Here is a 17,977-nt window from a genome sequence, read left to right as displayed (position 1 = left end):
AGCCACCCTAGCTCGGGCCGGTAACCCGCTTGATCAGCTCGAGTGATCGCTCGCGGTCCAGCGCGATCGACTGGATCTGGGTGAAGAGGTAGTCGAGCGCGGTGACTCGCTTGGGATCATCGACAACCTCGAAATATGAGGCGGATTCAGCCCAGCCCAGCATGGGGAGGCGGGCACTCTTGAAGTCCAGAAGATGGAACGTGGCTGAATTGAGGCTCGCAATGGCGCTGCCCGCTTCGTACGGAATGACGCGGATGTCGAGGGTATCCGGATGCCGCTCTGCCATCGAGATGAGGTGCTGGAGTTGCCTGCTGCGAATGTCATCGTCGCCGACCTTGTACATCAGCGCCGCCTGACCCATTACCACCGATAGTTCGAGAGGGTCAGGACCTTCGAGTCGCCGCTGCCGCCGAAGCCGCGCACCGACCCGTTGCTCGACCTCGGTCGGCCTGTAGGTGGTCACTCGGGACTTCATGAGAACGCGAATGTACTCCTCCGTCTGGAGAAGGCCTGGTATCACGATGTTTTCGAAGCTGCGGATGTTCTGCGCGCCGGCTTCCAGGCCGTAGAAGCGCATGAGCGGCTCGTTGAACAGGGCCGAATACTCGGCGAACGGATGACTGCCCTTCGCGACCTCGCGCAACTCAAGTAGTTCGCTCTGCTCGTCGGGCTCGAACTCGAGCAGCTTGACCAGCAGCGTCAGCTTCTCCTCGGTCAGGACGCCGCGCCCCTTCACGAGCTTCGACCAGTACTGCGGGGTCACGTCGACCGCCCGCGCGAGCGTGTGCCCCTTCTCGCCACGTTCCTCGGCACGAGAGCTGATGCGCAGCATCAGCTCCCAGCGAGCGATCGTCGGAGATATCGGTGGCATCTGACCTCGATCCTTCCCGGCACAGCAGCTGACCCCACCGTAGCCGACACGAACACGAGTTCAGCCACTGTTTCATTGTCAGGTTTACTAAACCAGCGTATTGTTCAGTGGACAGATGCGGCGAGGCGCCGCCAAATATCGAACCCCAAGATCCGCAAGCGCATTCAGCGAGGAGCTGGCGTAATGGTTTGGGACATTTGGTTTTTACTTCTGATTACTGCTACCGGAACTGCACTTCTGGCTGTCGCGCGGTGGGGGTTCAGCGATGGCCGCGCCGCCGCGCCGGGTCACGCGGCACTGGTTGCGGGCAGATTTGCCCGAGTGCCGCTACATAACCGCCACCGTGTGCGCGGCAGACACCGCGCGTGGTGACGACGTGCCCTCTTCCCGTCAGACGACTCGGAGTCGATGATGACCAATCCCTATATCCCACCCGCCGATCCGCCCACGCCCGACCGGGCGGCGTCGCTGCGCGACCATCCGTCCTGGCATGCGCAGCCCTCACCCCGGGCGGTGTTTTCCGATCGCGAGATCGAAGCCCTGCTTCGCGCCCACAGCGATGCGTGCGACAAGGGCGGATGCGCACTACGCCGACACCTGGTGAACTTGCGCGATGAGCGTGAGGGGCGGCGGTGATCAGGCTTCCCAACTGGGTGAAAGTCGGTGCCCCCGTGCGGTTCCGGATGACCGGCAGAGACGATGCCGACTGCACTATCACGGCGATCAGTTCGACCGGGCGAGTCACTCTCTGCAATGGCGAGTGCTTCGCCCCAGCCCATCTGACATCCGGAAGTCTCGATGCCACACGCTATTTCGAGAAGTTCAACCGCCTGTCGCGAGTTACGAAGTCCTTCCGCAAAGCCTGACATACGGTGGCGTCGGGCTACGCCGGACCCGACGGCCAATGGCGAAGGTTCTCCGCCGTGGCTCCAGTGCTACCGGGGGGCGTCCTGTGTTCCGAGGTCATCACATGCCGATGGGGAGCACGCCGAGGGCGCGCTCCCCCATCGTTCATGGTGTCGGAATTCAGTCGATCTTGACGCTGAGACCGTAGTCGACGGTGCTATGGCTGGGAGAGGAGACCACGAGCCGGTAGGAACCGTTGACCGGCAGGGTGACCGAGGTCCACTGACGCTGGTAGGACAGGGTCCCGGTGGGGCCCGTGATGGTGACCGTCGCGTCCGACCAGTAGGGGGTGGCGTCGACCACCATGACCTGGCCGCCGCGGGCGTCGACCTGGTACGTGTCGTGGCTGAAACCGGTCAGGCGGCCGCTGACGTAGCCGTTGTCGGTGTCGTAGGCGAAGTAGATCTGGTGCACATCGTCCGCGGAGGCGGGGCCGGTGCCGAGGATGGTGGCCGTCGAGGCGGCGGCGAGGACGGTGGCGGCGAGGAATTTCTTTTTCATGCTGCCGAGGGTGGGCGGCGGCACCAATCAGATTCCAACCGAACACTATTGGTGCATATCAGCGCCACCGCTCGACGGCCGGCGCTCTCGCGGTAGTGGACTCGTACGGAGCGATGACACACCCATCTCGGGGTTGGAGGTCCTCACACCGAGGTACTCGCGCCGTTGTTGGAACGTGGAACCCCCTGCAACCGGGACGAACAGCCGCGGCCGCCGCTCTACCTTCGGCATCCAGGTTCGGGCAGTGAGACTCGGCACCCGCAGGAAGGACATCCAGATGACCACGAGCAACCGGATGCGCGTGCGCATCGCCGCCGCGATCATGGGCGCGGTCGTGGTGGCCGGTACGCACAGCGTGAACGCCCAGGCCGCTACCCAGCCCACGATCCAGGACCTCGTCGACGCCATCAACACCGGTGTGACCACCGCCGGTAAGGCGCTCGCGGACACCGGCATCTCCAGTGCGCCGCACTCCACCATCCCGACCGGCAACGGTCCCGAAACGACCGACGCCGTGACCGCGTTCACCTTCTCCCTCGCCAACGAGAACACGGCCCCCGCCGGCGCCAACGACTGGAACTGCAAACCCAGTGCGGCACATCCCGATCCGGTGGTGCTGCTGCACGGATCCTGGATGAACGCCTTCGACGGATTCGCCCACCTGTCGCCCACGATCAAAGAGGCCGGATTCTGCGTGTACGCACTGGATTTCGGCCAGGAGGGTCTGCTGCAGCAGGGCGGTCTGGGCGCGCTGCTGCCGGGCGTCAATGGCATTGCGCCCATGGAGGAATCGGCCAAGGAGATCTCCACCTTCGTCGACAAGGTGCTCACGTCGACCGGCGCACCCAAGGTCGACATCGTCGGGCACTCCCAGGGCGGCACCGTCTCGACGCCACCGGCGACACCGTCCCCGGCGTGCACTACACCAGCGTCGCCACCACCCACGACGAGATCTCGACCCCGTACAACGCCACCTTCCTGACCGCCGGCCCCGGAGCGGCGGTGAACAATGTGACCCTGCAGGACAACTGCGGTATCGACCTGTCCGACCACCTGTCGATGATGTACTCCCCCCGGGCCGCGTCCATCGCCCTGCACGCCCTGGACCCGGCGGGCCATCCGAACCTGGTCTGCACCTTCAACCCGTACGTGCTGTGAACGACCGCCCGGGTTCCTCGCGCGAGCCGCGCGCAGAACCCGGGCCCGGTCCGGCACCGCCCACCGGACGGTTGAAAGTCGTTGTCCCCCGGACGGGTCAGGCCGCGCCGGACTCGAAGGCCGTCATGGTGCCGACGGTGGCATCCGGCTTTTCCCAGGGGGCCGGATCCGGGAAGTACGAATCCAGGAATTCCGAGACGGCGCGGACCCGTTCGGCCTCCGGGACCTCCGGGAAACTGCCGTCATTGAGACAGAAGAAATCTACATTGCGGCGTTTGGCCAGGCCATCGAGCAGGGCCAGGCCCGTGTACATGGTGGTGTCCACATAGCGCATCTTGGCGGCCTCCTGCGGAACCGCACGGCCCGTGAGCAGGGCGTAGTAGTGGTACAGAGAATTCGTCACCGAGATATCGGTGGCGGCTCGGAAGCGGCTGGCTCGGGTGCGCGCGAAATCCTCGGCGAAAACCTGCTCCATTTCCAGGAGCACGCTGCGCCGCAAGGGAACCGGCGTGTGCTCGAGGTGGCGGGTGATGACGTGGCCGAAACGCTGGGTCAGCAGGTCGCGGTTGACGCGGGCCGCGTTCTCGAAACCGCTGCGGCGTTCGTTGTTGGCGCCCGGGCCGATTCGGGTGCCCGCCTCGATATAGCGGCTGATGCCAGCGGGAGTGAAGAACATGGACGGGCGCATGGGGCGGGCGAAGAACATGTCGTCATTCGAGTAGAGGAAGTGCTCGGACAAGCCCTCGATGTGCTGCAGTTGGCATTCGATCGCATGGGAATTGAACACCGGCAGGCCGCTGATGTCCGAGAAGTGGTCCACCGCACGGACAATGGTGACCTTCGGGTCGTCGGCCAGCCAGTCCGGAATCCGGGAATCGGTGGCGATGAAGATGCGGCGGATCCACGGCGCGTTCTTGTGCACCGAGCGCAGGGCGTAGCGGAGTTCGTCGATCTGGCGAATGCGGGCGTCCGCCTCGTCGCCCTCGCCGACCACCACCTGCGCCATCATTCCCGCACGGCGGGCGCGGAACTCGGGGTCGGTGCCGTCCACCCACGAGAAAACCAGGTCGATATCGAACCCGACATCGGTCGGGTTGGGGGTGAACATCCCCGCCAGGGTGGGCCAGCTGGCGTCGTAGAGCAGCACGGTGGCGGGTTCCACGTCGGCGACGTCGAAGACCATTCGGGTCAGGGCATTCGGGCGCGGGCACTCGACGGTGTCGCCGTGGTACTCCCACAGCTCGAGCTCCACGTGATGGGCCGGGTCCAGGTCGCGTCCGAGGCGGAAGACATTGTGCGGCTTCTCATTGCAGGAGAAGCCGGCGACCATCGCGGCCCCCAGCACCCGTCTCAGGGCCGACCGGTGACAGCTGTCCACGGCCAGCACCAGCCGATGGTCGGCGTCGCGCACCAGTACGAACGGCACGTCCGCGGCGGCCAGTTCGGCGCGCAGATAACGCAGATCGTCGATGACCGCATCCGATACCACCAGATTCGCCGCGGTCGCGCGCCCCACCATCTCCACCATTTCCGGCTGCTGCCCCGGACCCAGATCCACCATCACCATCTCCGCTCTCTTCGCGCTGTTCACCTCACATCTGCAGCCCCGGATCGGCGCGACCGGACGCCGGGCGGACCCGGTACCGGCAGGCCGTGAAATCGGTTGGGCAGTCAGAAGAACGGAGCGGACAGGGTGGTGCGAGGTGTATTCCACGGTCGTCGCTGATACGGCCGGAATCCCATTCGCACTCACCTCACTCGTTCACATGGCGCCTGCCGCGCCGGTTTGGGAAAAGCTGCTGCGTTCGTCGACACCCGGATGGGCGGACGATCTTCACCGGGCGGTCATCGGCCGGCTACTCGCATGACCTCGTTCAGTCGAGGGACTGTAACGAATGATGCAACCGTTATCGCTTCTCGTCAATCTGTTTCCCCGCAGGTCCAGCGGTGTTTTCACAGACGTAACGGACGAACCTCGCGGAACCGGCACGCCGCGGGCCCCGATCGGACGCCAGCGGTCCAGCGCGGCAACGGCATACACTTGCGGCAGCACAGTCCAGCCCGCTGTGCGGAGCCGATGGTGAGGTGACGCGGATGGTAGCCGAAGCGCGGGAACGTCAGGAGCCCTCGACAGTGACGCAACCGGACGACACCGAGACGACATCACATCCGACCGACCACCCCGAATTGGACGCCCTCCCCGAATGGCCTCAGGACACCATCGCGGTCCTCGTCACCACCGACCCCGCACCGCACGCCATCCCGGTCTCCTGGCCGGTGCGCGCCGGTGATCGCCGAATCCTGCTCAGCCTCAAGTCCGATCGCGGCTCGCTGGCGCGGCTGCGGGAACGCCCCGATATCGCGCTGCTGATCCTGGGTGGCGGCAATGTGGCGCTGTGCGCCCGCGGCACGGCCAAGGTGATCGCCGATCCCATGCCGGACGCGGACGATTATGTGGCGGTGGAATTGACCGTCGAATTGATCGACGACCATCGGCAATCAGCATTCGCGGTCGCCACGGGAATTCAGCGCACCGTCCTCGACGACAGCGAACTACGCTATCTGGAGAAACGAGTCGCGACGCTCAAAGCGATGGCGGCCGACCGCAACTGAGTATCGAAGGAGACCGGGTGTCTGTCAGCTTGGCCAAGGGCGGAAACGTTTCACTGTCAAAACAGGCCCCCAACCTGGCCAAGGTCGCGGTGGCGCTGGGCTGGGACGTGCGCACCACCACCGGCGCCGATTACGACCTGGACGCCAGCGCACTGGCCTGCGGATCCAATCAGCGCGTGCTCTCGGACGCGCACTTCATCTTCTACAACAACCTGCGCTCCCCCGAGGGCACCATCGAGCACACCGGCGACAACCTCACCGGCGCGGGCGACGGTGACGACGAAGTGATCAATGTCGACCTGGCCGCCATGCCGCCGACCATCACCAATATCTTCTTCCCGGTCTCCATCCACGAGGCCGACGTCCGCCGCCAGTCCTTCGGCCAGGTCCGCAACGCCTACATCCGCGTGATCGACGCCGTGAACAGTTCCGAACTGGCCCGCTTCGACCTCACCGAGGATGCCTCCACCGAAACCGCCATGGTCTTCGGCGAGCTCTACCGCCACGGCCCCGAATGGAAGTTCCGCGCCATCGGCCAGGGCTACGCCTCCGGCCTGGCCGGCATCGCCCGCGACTACGGCGTGAACGTTTGATCATCGCCTTCTCCGTGACCCCGCTCGGCGTCGGCGAGGACGTCGGCCGCGCCGTCGCCGAAGCGGTCCGGATCGTCCGCGCCAGCGGCCTCCCCAACGAGACCAATGCCATGTTCACCACCATCGAGGGTGAATGGGACGAGGTCATGGCCGTCGTCAAACAGGCCACCGACGCCGTCATGGCAGTTGCCCCACGCTGCAGCCTCGTCCTGAAAGCCGACATCCGCCCGGGCGTCACCGGCGCGATGCAGGCCAAGGTCGATACCGTCGAGCGCTACCTCGCCGAGGACTGACAGTCCGAATGCGCCTGCGCCCGAGGCGGTCCGCGCGGTCAGGAAATGCGTTGGCGGAGCCAGATGGGGATTTCGTCGCCGGCTCGCGGGTAGGTGGCGAGTTCGCGGCGGCATTCGTCGGGCTCGGGGATGGGGAGCCAGTCGGGGATTTCCTTGAAGGACAGGGTGAATTCGGCTTTGGTGGAGGCGGCGCGGAGGACGACCTGGCCGCTGAGCCAGGTGCCGGTCATCTGGTCGTAGCAGACTTCCTTGAGCCGGTTGAGGAGGGTGAGGATCTCCTCGGAGGGCTGGAGCTCGTCGGTGTGATCGGCGTCGGGGTCGGTCAGTTCCAGCTGGATGCCGGCGTGGCCGTCGTCGCCGACCAGGGAGAACCACAGGACCGCGAGGTTCCAGCCGACGGGGAGCGCGTCGGTGAGGGCGCTCACGAGCGCGCTCTCCACCATGTCGCGATCGGGTGAGCGGGGCGCGGCCGGCGGCGCGTCGGCGGGCGCGTCCTCGACGGCACGCACCGACAGACCGGGATGATGCTCCCGCATTACGTCCACCACCGTCGGCACTGGCACCGGCAGCCGCTCGGCCACGATGAACAGCCGGCGGTCCGGATTGCGGCGCATGGTCACATCGCCGAGTGCCAGTACGCGGTCACGGAATTCGGCCGGATCGCACAGCACCACCTCGGCGAACATCTCCGCGCGACCGCCCTTGCGCAGCCGCCCGATGCCCAGCCGCACCCGCTCCACCTCGGCCCACGCCACATGCGGAAACCCGCGATAGGTGAAGCCCTGGTCGGTGACCAGCAGGGTCGGCTGCGGGCGAAGCAGATCCTCGAGCATGGCGTACACCCCGAAACCGAACAACGCCATGGCCAATCCGCCGAGCACACGCATGACCGGCTGCTGATTGCCGTCGAACACCACGAATCCGGGTAGCGCGGTCATCGATAGGAAGAAGACCAGTGCGATGATCGCACCCGTTCGTGGCGGGTAGTACTCGGTAATCGATTCGCGCCCCGAAGCATGCACCCCTCTGACGCTAGCCGAAACGAGCCGAAGGCAACACCGCCGTTATCACCCGGCATCGCGACCGCGACGCCCGATCCGTCCGCGGCGCCGGATCCTGTTCAGCCGCAGGGCCAGTACCGATGCCAGTCCGCGGCGGCCAACGCGCGCCGCTCGCCCCGGTCGATTTCGGCGGCATCCTCGGCGGCGCGGATGGCGGTGGCGAACGCGAGAGTGGCCTTGCGCAGCCGCTCTTCGGCACTGTCCGGCCCACCGAGCTGCACGACACGCAGAGCGCCGGGAATCAGCTCCTCGGGTAAACCCGCCTTGATAGCTCGCGAGCGAACCTTCTCCGCCAGGGCCAGCGCGGGCTGCGCCATGGCAATGCCGTCCAGGCAGGAGCGCCGTGCCTTCTCGGCGGATTTGCGCTCCTCCCAAGCCTTTTCCTGCGCCGCGATCTTGTCGGCGACCGCCGCGGCCGGATCGATGCCGTATTCGCCGGGACCGTGCTCGCCGATCAGATGCGGACTGCGGTGCACCAGTTTGGACACCAGCGCCGCCGCCACGTCGGCGACGGTGAATTCCCCTGCGGCCTCGGCGATCCGGGAGTGGAACAACACCTGCAGCAGCAGGTCACCGAGCTCCTCTCTGATGGTCTCGGCATCCTCGTCCTGAATCGCGTCGAGCAGCTCGTAGGTCTCCTCCAGCAGGTACGGCCGCAGCGAATCATGCGTCTGCGTCACCTCCCACCCGCCGAAGTTCCACAGCCGGTCCATCACCTCGACCGCCTCGCCCAAGGCTTCGGTCATCCGCGTGATATCCGCCGCGGATTCGGCCGCCATCGCCTCGAACCCCGCCTCGCCACGCACGAAACCGCCTCCCGCGCTGGGCTGTTCCGGGCCCCGCCGGACCGATTCCGCTCCCGCGCCGTTCCCGGTACTCATCACGCCACCGGAGCCGCGGGCCGGACGCACGACGCGATCGGCGAGACGGCCCGCCTTACGGACGCCCGTGGAGGGCTTGCGTTCGTCGGACGACTCATCGGGGAGCCAGTACCTCCGCGGCGACCTTGACATCCACTGCGCCCGGCGCCTTTCCATCGAGGGCGAGCAGCAGATCCGCGACGAACTGGAGCACCTGCACGTCACGGACGCGGGCCGCGCCGACGCTGTCCTCGACGCGCGGCAGCGGCAGCTGGACGATGCCGGTCGCCGGGCGGTAGGTGGCGTTGGGGTACAGCCGCTTCAGCCGCAGCTGCTTGGAATCGGGGAGCTGCAGCGGCGACACCTTCAGAGTGGTTCCGGTGACGCCGATCTCGGCAATGGAGTACTCGCGGGCCAGCAGGCGCAGCTTGGCGACCGAGACCAGGCGGCCGACCTCCACGGGGAGCGGTCCGTAGCGGTCCACCAGTTCCTCGACCACGGCCGAGAGCGCCGAATCATCCTGGGCGGCGGCGAGTTTGCGGTACGCCTCCAGGCGTAGGCGGTCGGAGGCGATGTAGTCGGGCGGGATGTGGGCGTCCACCGGCAGATCGATGCGGACCTCCCTGACCTCCTCGTCCACCGAGATCGGGCGGCCGTCGGCGGCGGCCCGGTAGGCCTCCACCGCCTCGCCGACCAGGCGCACGTACAGGTCGAAGCCGACGCCCGCGACATGACCGGACTGCTCGGCGCCCAGCACATTGCCCGCGCCGCGAATCTCGAGGTCCTTCATGGCCACCGCCATGCCCGCGCCCAGATCCGAGTTCTGCGAGATGGTCGCGAGCCGATCGTAGGCGGTCTCGGTGAGCGGCTTCTCCGGCGGGTACAGGAAGTAGGCGTAGCCGCGTTCCCGCGAGCGGCCGACCCGCCCGCGCAGCTGGTGCAGCTGCGAAAGGCCCAGGGCGTCGGCGCGTTCCACGATCAGGGTATTGGCATTGGAGATGTCCAGACCGGTCTCGATGATGGTGGTGCACACCAGCACATCGAATTCGCGCTCCCAGAAGCCCTGCACGGTCTTCTCGAGCATGTCCTCGTTCATCTGCCCGTGCGCGACCACCACCCGCGCCTCCGGCACGAGGTCGCGAATCCGCTTGGCAGCCTTGTCGATCGATGACACCCGGTTGTGTACATAGAACACCTGGCCGTCGCGCAGCAGTTCACGGCGGATGGCCGCGGCCACCTGCTTGTCGTTGTAGGCGCCCACATAGGTGAGCACCGGATGCCGCTCCTCCGGCGGGGTGAGGATGGTCGACATCTCGCGAATGCCGGCGAGAGACATCTCCAGCGTGCGCGGAATCGGCGTGGCGGACATGGTCAAGACGTCCACGTGGGTGCGCAGTGCCTTGATGTGCTCCTTGTGCTCGACGCCGAACCGCTGCTCCTCGTCGATGACGACCAGGCCCAGATCCTTCCAGCGCACCCCGGTCTGCAGCAGGCGATGGGTGCCCACCACGATGTCGACATCCTTGGTGGTCATGCCCTCCAGGATTTCCCGCGATTCGGCCGCATCGGTGAAGCGGGACAGGCCCTTCACCACCACCGGGAAACCGGCCATCCGCTCGGTGAAGGTCTGCAGATGCTGTTGCGCCAGCAACGTGGTCGGCACCAGCACGGCTACCTGCTTGCCGTCCTGCACAGCCTTGAACGCCGCGCGCACCGCGATCTCGGTCTTGCCGTAGCCGACGTCACCGCAGATGACGCGGTCCATCGGGACCGCCTTCTCCATATCCGATTTCACCTCGGCGATGGCAGAGAGCTGATCGACGGTCTCGGTGAACGCGAAGGCGTCCTCCATCTCCTGCTGCCACGGGGTGTCCGCGCCGAAGGCGTGGCCGGGAGCGGCCTGCCGGGCGGCGTAGAGCTGCACCAGCTCGGTGGCGATCTCGCGAACCGCCTTGCGCGCCTTGCGCTTCGTATTGGCCCAGTCGGAACCGCCCAGCTTGGACAGCGACGGCATCTCGCCGCCGACATAGCGCGACAGCTGATCCAGCGAGTCCATCGGCACGAACAACCGGTCCCCCGGCTGGCCGCGCTTGCTGGGCGCGTACTCGATGACCAGGTACTCGCGGCGCGCGCCACCGACGGTCCGCTCGATCATCTCCACGAAGCGGCCGATGCCGTGCTGGTCGTGCACCACCATGTCGCCGGCGGTCAGCGCCAGCGGATCGACCTGGTTGCGCCGGCGTGCGGGCAGCTTCTTGCCCTCGCCGGGTGCGGTGACCCGGTTGCCGGTGAGATCGGATTCCGCGATCACCACCAGCTTGGCGTCATCGAACACGACGCCGTCGTGCAGTGACCCGCACAGCACGCCGACCAGTCCCCGCACCGGCTCGGCACCGGCCTCCAGCGCCGCCGCGGGCACCTCGGCATCGGCGAGCCGTTCCAGAATGCGTTGCGCCGTACCGTGTCCGGCCACCACGATGACCGCGCGGCCACCGGTCGCGACATGCGCGCGCAGCGAGGCGAAGATGGTGGCGACCAGCTCCTCCGAACCGCGCGCGGAGGCGGCGGCCAGCACCGGCAGCGCGATCTCGTTCGGATCGTCGGCGGCCAGCGGGCTCAGCGTCCACCAGGGCAGGCCGCGCCGCTCGGCATCGGCGTGCACCACATCCAGACCCCGGTAGCCGGAGGCGGCCAGATCCAGCCCGTGCGCGCCCAGCGGAGCGGCCCCGCCGAAGGAGGCCGCCGTCCACGACGCCTCCAGGAATTCCTGCCCGGTGCGCACCAGGTCGGCGGCGCGGGTACGGACCTTCTCCGGATCGCACAGCAGCACATGGGTTTCCGCGGGCAACGCGTCCACCAGCAGCTGCAGCTCACCGGGCTGCAGCACCGGTAGCAGCGCCTCCATGCCCTCCACCGGGACGCCCTGGGAGATCTTCTCCAGCATCTCGACCAGCGCGGCATCGGCCGGATTCTCGGCGGCCACCTGGGCGGCGCGTTCCCGCAGGGCGTCGGTGAGCAGCAGTTCCCGGCACGGCGGCGCGACCACCAGGTCGATCGGCACCTCGTGGATCGAGCGCTGGTCCTGCACCGAGAAGGCGCGGACCTCGGAGACCTCGTCGCCCCAGAACTCCACGCGCACCGGATGATCCGCGGTGGGCGGGAAGACGTCCAGAATGCCGCCGCGCACCGCGAACTCGCCGCGCTTGCCGACCATGTCGACCCGCTCGTAGGCGAACTCCACGAGCCGCGTGAGCAATTGGTCGAAGTCGAACTCTGCGCCGCGGCGCAGCACGATGGGCTCGATCTCCCCGAGCCCCGCCGCCATCGGCTGCATGAGCGAGCGCACCGTGGTGACCACCACCCGCAGCGGACCCGCGCAGCCCGGATCCTCCGGATGCGCCAGCCGGCGCAGCACCTGCAGCCGCCGGCCGACCGTGTCCGCGCCCGGCGAGAGCCGCTCGTGCGGCAACGTCTCCCAGGACGGGAACAGTGCGACCGTGTCGCCGAGCATCTCCGTCAGCTCGACCGCCAGATCGTCGGCCTCCCGCCCGGTGGCCGTCACCACCAGCAGCGGGCGGTGCCCGGCAATGGTCGACGCCACGAACGGCCGCACCGCCGACGGCGCGACCAGCATCGCCGACGCCCGACCGATCAGGCTCGCGACCTGCTCCAGTGCGGCATCGGCACCGGCCACCGCAGCCAGTCCCGCCAGAGGTGGACGTTGGGTGGTCATGGGGCAGACTCCTCGGCGCAGATCAGCGTTTCAGACGGCCAACCGAGTCTAGTCACCCACTGTGACAGCTTCAGCACGCAGACGCTTCTTGGCCTCCGGACGCCCCGGCCGTGCTTCGATGACGGAATGTCCTACGCGACCGATCCGCGGGTGGACGCCTACATCGACGCCCTGCCAGGCAGGCAACAGGCGATCTGCCGCCAGGTCCGCGACCTCGTGCATGCGGCCGACCCGGCGGTCGAGGAGACCATCAAACGAACGGCCCGGCCCTACTTCGTGCTCGACGGCAATATCTGCGCGCTGCTCGCCACCGAGCAGGCCGTCGACATCTTCCTCTACGACGGGGCCATCGTGCCCGACCCGGAGGGCATCATCACCGGCGGTCACGACAACAAGACCGCCCGCATGATCGCCGTGGCGGCGGGCGAAACCCTCAACGCTCCAGCCCTTCTCGCCATGTTCCGGCAGATCATCGCCAACAACCGCGCGGGCGGCCGGCGAAAACTCAAGGGAGAGTAGACCTTCCCGAGCCCGGCGCCGATTTCACCGACCGGCCTGGGGGCCGGAGTAGCGGATTCGCGAAACCCGCTGCGCCGCAGCACTGCCCGCTACATGCTCACGCTCACTGCCCGGTGCTCACATCACCGCGCCGTGCACAGTCTCACTGCACGTAGCGGCGCAGGCGCCGAGCCGCGAATTCGCGGAAGTAGGCGACCTTCTCCTCGGGCACGATGCTCGGCAGCAGGAAGTACCAGGCCCGCTCCATGCGGGTCGCCATCTGATCGATGGACTCGGTGCTGACCGCGACGATATGGACGCCGCTGGTCATCTCCTGCAGCAGCATGCCGATGGTGTCGGGATCCAGGTCGGGTTTGAGATCCCCCTGGGTGATCGCGCGTTCGGCGAGCAAACGGTGCGTCTCACCCCAGGTCTTGGCGATATTGTCGCCGGTCGCGCCGCGATAGTCGCCGATCTGGTGGGTGAGTTTGAGCATCGCGCCCACCATCGGGTCGTTCATGGTGAGGTCGGCGACCACATAGGTGATCCCGATGCACGCCTCCAGCGCCGGCACACGCGGATCGAAGAATCCCTGGCATGCGCTGACAAGTCGCTCGTTGCCCTGATCGACGACCGCGCGCGCCAGTTCTTCCTTGGATCCGAAGTGAAAGTACAACGCGCCCTTGGTCACATTCGACTGCGCGATGATCTCGGACAGGGACGCGTTCGCGTAGCCCAGTCGCAGAAAGACATCGGCCGCGCCTGCGAGCACGGAATCGCGAGTGATCTCTGCACGCGCCTGCCTAGCCATCAGAGCCGCCTGTCATCAAACCAGCCATCCTGAAGTAGACCGATATCCCGAAGTTGACCGACATCACAGTTCGAACAGCACTCGAAGGATGGGTGAACCGTACCACCCGGCTGCGCGCAACCAATCGATTCGAGCATTCGACCCATCCTCCTTCGCAATTCGCTAGTTAACTGTCCAGTTCTGCCCCGCTAGGACAGACATATCAGACCTGAATTCAAACCGCCGGGTTCTATAACCCCTTGCCGCTCGGCCATTCCGACGCCAGCTGGGGTTCGGCCTCCAAATGAGTGAGGCCATTCCAGCACAGGTTCACCAGGTGCGCGGCCACCACTTCCTTGGATGGCTGGCGCTCGTCCAGCCACCAGGTCGCCGCCGTCGCAACCATTCCCACCAGCGCCTGCCCGTACAGCGTCGCCAGCGTCGGGTCCAGCCCGCGGCGCTCGAAATCCCCGGCGAGAATGTGCGCCACCTGATTCACGGCCTCGTTCAGCAGACTCGAGTAGGTGCCCTCCGCGGCCGACACCGGCTGATCCCGCATGAGGATCCGGAAGCCGTCGGTGCGCTCCTCCATATAGGTGAGCAACGCCAGCGCCACCTGCTCCAGCCGCACCCGCGAACGGTTCTGGGTGAGCGAGGAGGTGATCATCTCCAGCAGCGTCGACATCTCCCGGTCGACCACCACGGCGTAGAGCCCCTCCTTGCCGCCGAAGTGCTCGTACACCACTGGTTTCGACACCTGGGCCCGCGCCGCGATCTCCTCGATCGAGGTGGCGTCGTACCCCCGCTCCGCGAACAGCGTCCGGCCGATCTCGATCAGCTGCTGGCGGCGCTGGGTGCCGGTCATGCGCGGCCGCGCCGGCTTGGAGCCCTCGCCCGCCGTCATCGATCCCGCCTCCCTACTCCACCGTCAGGTCGCCCATAACTGTCCCAGACTTCTCGGGACACTCTGGCCGGGGGGCACTCGCCGTCCGTAATCGCCAACGTAACAACTGATCCAGCACGATGGGGGTAACTCCCGGGGTACGGGGCTGACTGTCCCTTGTCGTAACCGCCGGTCCGCGACGCGAACCAGCCACGCACCCGACCCTTCGGCAAAGGACACGGGGAGGCGGACGAGCACAGTTCGACGTAGAGGCGTACTTCATGCGAGGATCAGACCCGCATGATGCGCCAATCCGCCGTGGTGTAATGGCAGCACAACTGATTTTGGTTCAGTTTGTCCAGGTTCGAGTCCTGGCGGCGGAGCTCGCGAGCAGGGTCGATATGGTGGGCCCCGCACAGAATCGCTGACCACGCTGTGGGTGCTGACCCACTGTGGCCCAGCACAACCTGATTCAGCACACGATGACCGGCAGCCGAGGGAGATCCATGCCACAGCAGACCGCCGTCGTCGTTCTCGCCGCCGGAGCCGGAACCCGAATGCGGTCCAAGACACCCAAGGTGTTGCACCCGCTCGCCGGTCGGAGCATGCTCGCCCACGCGCTGCATGCCGCGCACGAGATCGACCCGACGGCGCTCATCACCGTGATCGGCCACGATCGCGAACAGGTCGGCGACGCGGTCGGCAAGGTGGGAGCCGAACTGGGCCGCCAGATCACCCTGGCTGTGCAGGAGGAACAGCGCGGTACCGGGCACGCCGTGCAGTGCGCGCTCACCTCGCTGCCGGAGAACTTCGCCGGCGACGTCCTCGTCACCTACGCCGACGTGCCACTGCTGGACGGGCACACCCTGCACGCGCTGCTCGACGAGCACCGCAGCTACTCCGACGGATCCGCCGTCACCGTACTGACTTTCGAGCCCGAGGACCCGAACGGCTACGGCCGCATCGTGCGCGACGCGCAGGGGCACGTGCTGGAGATCGTCGAGCACGCCGACGCCACTCCGCAGCAGGCGGCCATCACCGAGGTCAACTCCGGCGTCTATGTCTTCGATGCGGCCGTGCTGCGAATCATGATCTCGCGCATCGATACCGCCAACGCCCGCCACGAGCTGTACCTCACCGACGTGCTCAAGCTGGCCCGCGAGGCCGGGCACCCGGTGCACGGCGCACGGCTGATCGATTCCGCCAAGGTCACCGGCGTGAACGACCGGGTCCAGCTGGCCGCCGCGGCCCGCACCCTCAACCGCTACATCCTGGAACGGCACATGCGCGCCGGGGTCACCATCATCGATCCGGGCAGCACCTGGATCGACGGCAATGTGGTGATCGGCCGCGACGCGGTCATCCGGCCGGGCGTACAACTGTTGGGCGACACCGTGATCGGCGAGGACGCCGAGATCGGACCGGACTGCACGCTCACCGACGTGACCGTCGGCGACGGCGCCAAGGTGGTGCGCACGCACGGCGAGAAGTCGAGCATCGGCCCGGGCGCGAGCGTCGGCCCCTTCGCCTATCTGCGGCCCGGCACCTCGCTCGGCGCGGAGGGCAAGATCGGCGGCTTCGTCGAGACCAAGAACGCCACCATCGGCGCGCACTCCAAGGTCCCGCACCTCACCTATGTCGGCGATGCCACCATCGGCGAATACAGCAATATCGGCGCGTCCAGCGTTTTCGTCAATTATGACGGGGTCAAGAAGCACCACACCACGGTCGGCTCGCACGTGCGCACGGGCAGTGACACCATGTTCGTCGCGCCGATCACCGTGGGTGACGGCGCGTATTCAGCGGCGGGTACTGTACTGCGCAGAAGCGTTCCCCCGGGAGCGCTCGCGGTGTCGGGTGGAGCACAACGCAACATTGAAGGCTGGGTGCAGCGCAATCGCCCCGGCACCGATGCAGCCCGCGCGGCCGAAGCGGCGCTCGCGGCTCTCCCGGATCCGCCGGGAACCACCGAGATATCCAACGAGCAAAAGGATGGCGAACGTCAGTGACCGCGTTCTCTACCGATAACCAGAAGAATCTGATGCTGTTCTCGGGGCGCGCTCATCCTGAGCTCGCCGAGGCGGTGGCCAAGGAACTCAACGTTCACGTCACTCCCCAGACCGCGCGCGACTTCGCAAACGGTGAGACCTTCGTCCGGTTCGAGGAATCGGTCCGCGGCTCCGATGCTTTCGTGCTGCAGAGCTTCCCGGCCCCGCTGAACCAGTGGGTCATGGAACACCTGATCATGATCGACGCGCTCAAGCGCGGTTCGGCCAAGCGCATCACCTCGGTGCTGCCCTTCTACCCCTACGCCCGTCAGGACAAGAAGCACCGCGGCCGCGAGCCCATCTCGGCCCGCCTGATCGCGGACCTGCTCAAGACCGCGGGCGCGGACCGGATCATCACCATCGACCTGCACACCGATCAGATCCAGGGCTTCTTCGACGGCCCGGTCGATCACATGCACGCGCAGGTGCAGCTGGCCGAGCACATCCGCAACAACTACGACCTGTCCAACATCACGGTCGTCTCCCCCGACGCCGGCCGCGTGAAGGTCGCCGAGAAGTGGGCCAACTCGCTGGCGGACGCGCCGATGGCGTTCATCCACAAGACCCGCGACCCGCTGGTCCCCAACCAGACCGTCTCCAACCGCGTGGTCGGTGAGGTCGAGGGCCGCACCTGCATCCTGATCGACGACATGATCGACACCGGTGGCACCATCGCCGGCGCGGTCAAGGTGCTCAAGGAGGCCGGCGCGGGCGACGTGGTCATCGCCGCCACCCACGGCATCCTGTCCAACCCGGCCGCCGAGCGTCTCGCCAGCTGCGGGGCCAAGGAGGTCGTGGTGACCAACACCCTGCCGATCGAAGAGGCCAAGAAGTTCCCGACGCTGACCGTGCTGTCGATCGCCCCGCTGCTGGCGCAGACCATCCGCGAGGTCTTCGAAAACGGTTCCGTCACCGGCCTTTTCAACGGGAACGCATAGCCGGAACTCTCGTAGGCTCTCAGGGACCTCGTCCCTGAACCCCAACGGCGACCGGGGCTCCACCCCGCACACCGACCGCGCAGGGGCTTCGCCCCGGACCTCGGTTGCCACGCATCGTTCACAGCAGCGCCCCTCCCGCTTCCGGGAGGGGCGCTGCTGCGTGAAATGGGAGCGACAATGGATGTCCGTTTCTGAAGGTAAGCGGTAGCGTTGGATCGAACCTTGGGGTTG

At 66.8% G+C, this 17,977-nt stretch carries 17 protein-coding genes and 1 tRNA gene; 10 read left to right on the top strand and 8 right to left on the bottom strand.

What is annotated here, in order from left to right; translation table 11 throughout:
* Positions 1 to 7 precede the first annotated feature (7 nt).
* Positions 8 to 832, bottom strand: a complete 825-nt coding sequence (locus ACIRRA_RS11825; RefSeq protein WP_402766428.1) for a helix-turn-helix transcriptional regulator — start codon at positions 830 to 832, stop codon at positions 8 to 10.
* A 450-nt stretch (positions 833 to 1,282) separates the two neighbouring features.
* Here ACIRRA_RS11825 and ACIRRA_RS11820 point away from each other — a divergent pair, with 450 nt between their 5' ends.
* Positions 1,283 to 1,507 carry a hypothetical protein gene (locus ACIRRA_RS11820; protein ID WP_402766426.1) on the top strand — a complete coding sequence of 75 codons (225 nt, stop codon included), beginning with the start codon at positions 1,283 to 1,285 and terminating at the stop codon, positions 1,505 to 1,507.
* A 390-nt stretch (positions 1,508 to 1,897) separates the two neighbouring features.
* Here the strand turns inward: ACIRRA_RS11820 and ACIRRA_RS11815 are convergent, their stop codons facing one another.
* Positions 1,898 to 2,278 carry a hypothetical protein gene (locus ACIRRA_RS11815; protein ID WP_402766424.1) on the bottom strand — a complete coding sequence of 127 codons (381 nt, stop codon included), beginning with the start codon at positions 2,276 to 2,278 and terminating at the stop codon, positions 1,898 to 1,900.
* A 277-nt stretch (positions 2,279 to 2,555) separates the two neighbouring features.
* Here ACIRRA_RS11815 and ACIRRA_RS11810 point away from each other — a divergent pair, with 277 nt between their 5' ends.
* Positions 2,556 to 3,260, top strand: coding sequence for an esterase/lipase family protein (locus ACIRRA_RS11810; protein ID WP_402766422.1), 705 nt, complete (start codon positions 2,556 to 2,558; stop codon positions 3,258 to 3,260).
* Positions 3,194 to 3,436 carry a hypothetical protein gene (locus ACIRRA_RS11805; protein WP_402766420.1) on the top strand — a complete coding sequence of 81 codons (243 nt, stop codon included), beginning with the start codon at positions 3,194 to 3,196 and terminating at the stop codon, positions 3,434 to 3,436. Before ACIRRA_RS11810 ends, ACIRRA_RS11805 begins: the two co-directional genes overlap by 67 nt.
* A gap of 97 nt (positions 3,437 to 3,533) precedes the next feature.
* On the opposite strand, the gene ACIRRA_RS11800 is transcribed toward ACIRRA_RS11805, so the two are convergent.
* The gene (locus ACIRRA_RS11800; protein ID WP_402766601.1) at positions 3,534 to 4,964 is read right to left on the bottom strand and encodes a stealth family protein; all 1,431 of its coding nucleotides are present in this window, start codon (positions 4,962 to 4,964) and stop codon (positions 3,534 to 3,536) included.
* Between the two features lie 605 nt (positions 4,965 to 5,569).
* Here ACIRRA_RS11800 and ACIRRA_RS11795 point away from each other — a divergent pair.
* Genes ACIRRA_RS11795 through ACIRRA_RS11785 form a run of 3 tightly spaced genes read left to right on the top strand, consistent with a single transcriptional unit; the run spans position 5,570 to position 6,935 of the window.
* Positions 5,570 to 6,049, top strand: a complete 480-nt coding sequence (locus ACIRRA_RS11795) for a hypothetical protein (RefSeq protein WP_402766418.1) — start codon at positions 5,570 to 5,572, stop codon at positions 6,047 to 6,049.
* 17 nt (positions 6,050 to 6,066) lie between these two features.
* Entirely contained in the window at positions 6,067 to 6,642 is a 576-nt protein-coding gene (locus ACIRRA_RS11790; protein WP_402766416.1) for a TerD family protein, read from the top strand.
* On the top strand, positions 6,639 to 6,935 hold the full coding sequence (locus tag ACIRRA_RS11785; protein ID WP_402766415.1) for an MTH1187 family thiamine-binding protein: 297 nt from the start codon (positions 6,639 to 6,641) through the stop codon (positions 6,933 to 6,935). The genes ACIRRA_RS11790 and ACIRRA_RS11785 overlap by 4 nt, the downstream gene beginning before the upstream one ends.
* 38 nt (positions 6,936 to 6,973) lie before the next feature.
* On the opposite strand, the gene ACIRRA_RS11780 is transcribed toward ACIRRA_RS11785, so the two are convergent.
* The 3 genes from ACIRRA_RS11780 to mfd form a co-directional block, all read right to left on the bottom strand.
* Complete coding sequence (locus tag ACIRRA_RS11780) at positions 6,974 to 7,957, bottom strand: hypothetical protein (protein ID WP_402766413.1); 984 nt, start codon at positions 7,955 to 7,957, stop codon at positions 6,974 to 6,976.
* A 98-nt stretch (positions 7,958 to 8,055) separates the two neighbouring features.
* Positions 8,056 to 8,775 (bottom strand): MazG family protein, encoded by a 720-nt coding sequence (locus ACIRRA_RS11775; protein WP_402766599.1) that lies wholly within the window; start codon positions 8,773 to 8,775, stop codon positions 8,056 to 8,058.
* 196 nt (positions 8,776 to 8,971) lie between these two features.
* Positions 8,972 to 12,589, bottom strand: coding sequence for a transcription-repair coupling factor (gene mfd, locus ACIRRA_RS11770; RefSeq protein ID WP_402766411.1), 3,618 nt, complete (start codon positions 12,587 to 12,589; stop codon positions 8,972 to 8,974).
* 126 nt (positions 12,590 to 12,715) lie between these two features.
* On the opposite strand from mfd, the gene ACIRRA_RS11765 reads away from it, so the two are divergent.
* On the top strand, positions 12,716 to 13,108 hold the full coding sequence (locus ACIRRA_RS11765) for a DUF1801 domain-containing protein (protein ID WP_402766409.1): 393 nt from the start codon (positions 12,716 to 12,718) through the stop codon (positions 13,106 to 13,108).
* Between the two features lie 142 nt (positions 13,109 to 13,250).
* Here the strand turns inward: ACIRRA_RS11765 and ACIRRA_RS11760 are convergent, their stop codons facing one another.
* Entirely contained in the window at positions 13,251 to 13,898 is a 648-nt protein-coding gene (locus ACIRRA_RS11760) for a TetR family transcriptional regulator (RefSeq protein WP_402766407.1), read from the bottom strand.
* Positions 13,899 to 14,127: 229 nt separating this feature from the next.
* On the bottom strand, positions 14,128 to 14,742 hold the full coding sequence (locus ACIRRA_RS11755) for a TetR/AcrR family transcriptional regulator (RefSeq protein WP_402766597.1): 615 nt from the start codon (positions 14,740 to 14,742) through the stop codon (positions 14,128 to 14,130).
* Between the two features lie 330 nt (positions 14,743 to 15,072).
* Here ACIRRA_RS11755 and ACIRRA_RS11750 point away from each other — a divergent pair.
* The 3 genes from ACIRRA_RS11750 to ACIRRA_RS11740 all read left to right on the top strand — a co-directional run bounded on the left by ACIRRA_RS11750 (position 15,073) and on the right by ACIRRA_RS11740 (position 17,746).
* Positions 15,073 to 15,143: transfer RNA gene (locus ACIRRA_RS11750), tRNA-Gln, on the top strand.
* A gap of 123 nt (positions 15,144 to 15,266) precedes the next feature.
* Entirely contained in the window at positions 15,267 to 16,769 is a 1,503-nt protein-coding gene (glmU, locus tag ACIRRA_RS11745) for a bifunctional UDP-N-acetylglucosamine diphosphorylase/glucosamine-1-phosphate N-acetyltransferase GlmU (RefSeq protein ID WP_402766405.1), read from the top strand.
* Positions 16,766 to 17,746, top strand: coding sequence for a ribose-phosphate diphosphokinase (locus tag ACIRRA_RS11740; protein WP_402766403.1), 981 nt, complete (start codon positions 16,766 to 16,768; stop codon positions 17,744 to 17,746). Before glmU ends, ACIRRA_RS11740 begins: the two co-directional genes overlap by 4 nt.
* The last annotated feature ends 231 nt before the right edge of the window (positions 17,747 to 17,977 follow it).

Origin of the sequence: Nocardia sp. NPDC101769, assembly GCF_044766925.1 — a bacterium.
Taxonomy (GTDB): domain Bacteria; phylum Actinomycetota; class Actinomycetes; order Mycobacteriales; family Mycobacteriaceae; genus Nocardia.
This window is presented reverse-complemented; position numbering and strand designations above follow the sequence as displayed.

Excerpts from the sequence above, each read along its gene's own strand:
- ACIRRA_RS11760 (WP_402766407.1), bottom strand. The coding sequence starts at position 13,898 with ATGGCTAGGCAGGCGCGTGCAGAGATCACTCGCGATTCCGTGCTCGCA.
- ACIRRA_RS11800 (WP_402766601.1), bottom strand. The coding sequence starts at position 4,964 with ATGGTGGAGATGGTGGGGCGCGCGACCGCGGCGAATCTGGTGGTATCG.
- ACIRRA_RS11825 (WP_402766428.1), bottom strand. The coding sequence starts at position 832 with ATGCTGCGCATCAGCTCTCGTGCCGAGGAACGTGGCGAGAAGGGGCAC.
- mfd (WP_402766411.1), bottom strand. The coding sequence starts at position 12,589 with ATGACCACCCAACGTCCACCTCTGGCGGGACTGGCTGCGGTGGCCGGT.
- ACIRRA_RS11765 (WP_402766409.1), top strand. The coding sequence starts at position 12,716 with ATGTCCTACGCGACCGATCCGCGGGTGGACGCCTACATCGACGCCCTG.
- ACIRRA_RS11755 (WP_402766597.1), bottom strand. The coding sequence starts at position 14,742 with ATGACCGGCACCCAGCGCCGCCAGCAGCTGATCGAGATCGGCCGGACG.
- ACIRRA_RS11815 (WP_402766424.1), bottom strand. The coding sequence starts at position 2,278 with ATGAAAAAGAAATTCCTCGCCGCCACCGTCCTCGCCGCCGCCTCGACG.
- ACIRRA_RS11775 (WP_402766599.1), bottom strand. The coding sequence starts at position 8,775 with ATGGCGGCCGAATCCGCGGCGGATATCACGCGGATGACCGAAGCCTTG.
- glmU (WP_402766405.1), top strand. The coding sequence starts at position 15,267 with ATGCCACAGCAGACCGCCGTCGTCGTTCTCGCCGCCGGAGCCGGAACC.
- ACIRRA_RS11820 (WP_402766426.1), top strand. The coding sequence starts at position 1,283 with ATGACCAATCCCTATATCCCACCCGCCGATCCGCCCACGCCCGACCGG.
- ACIRRA_RS11810 (WP_402766422.1), top strand. The coding sequence starts at position 2,556 with ATGACCACGAGCAACCGGATGCGCGTGCGCATCGCCGCCGCGATCATG.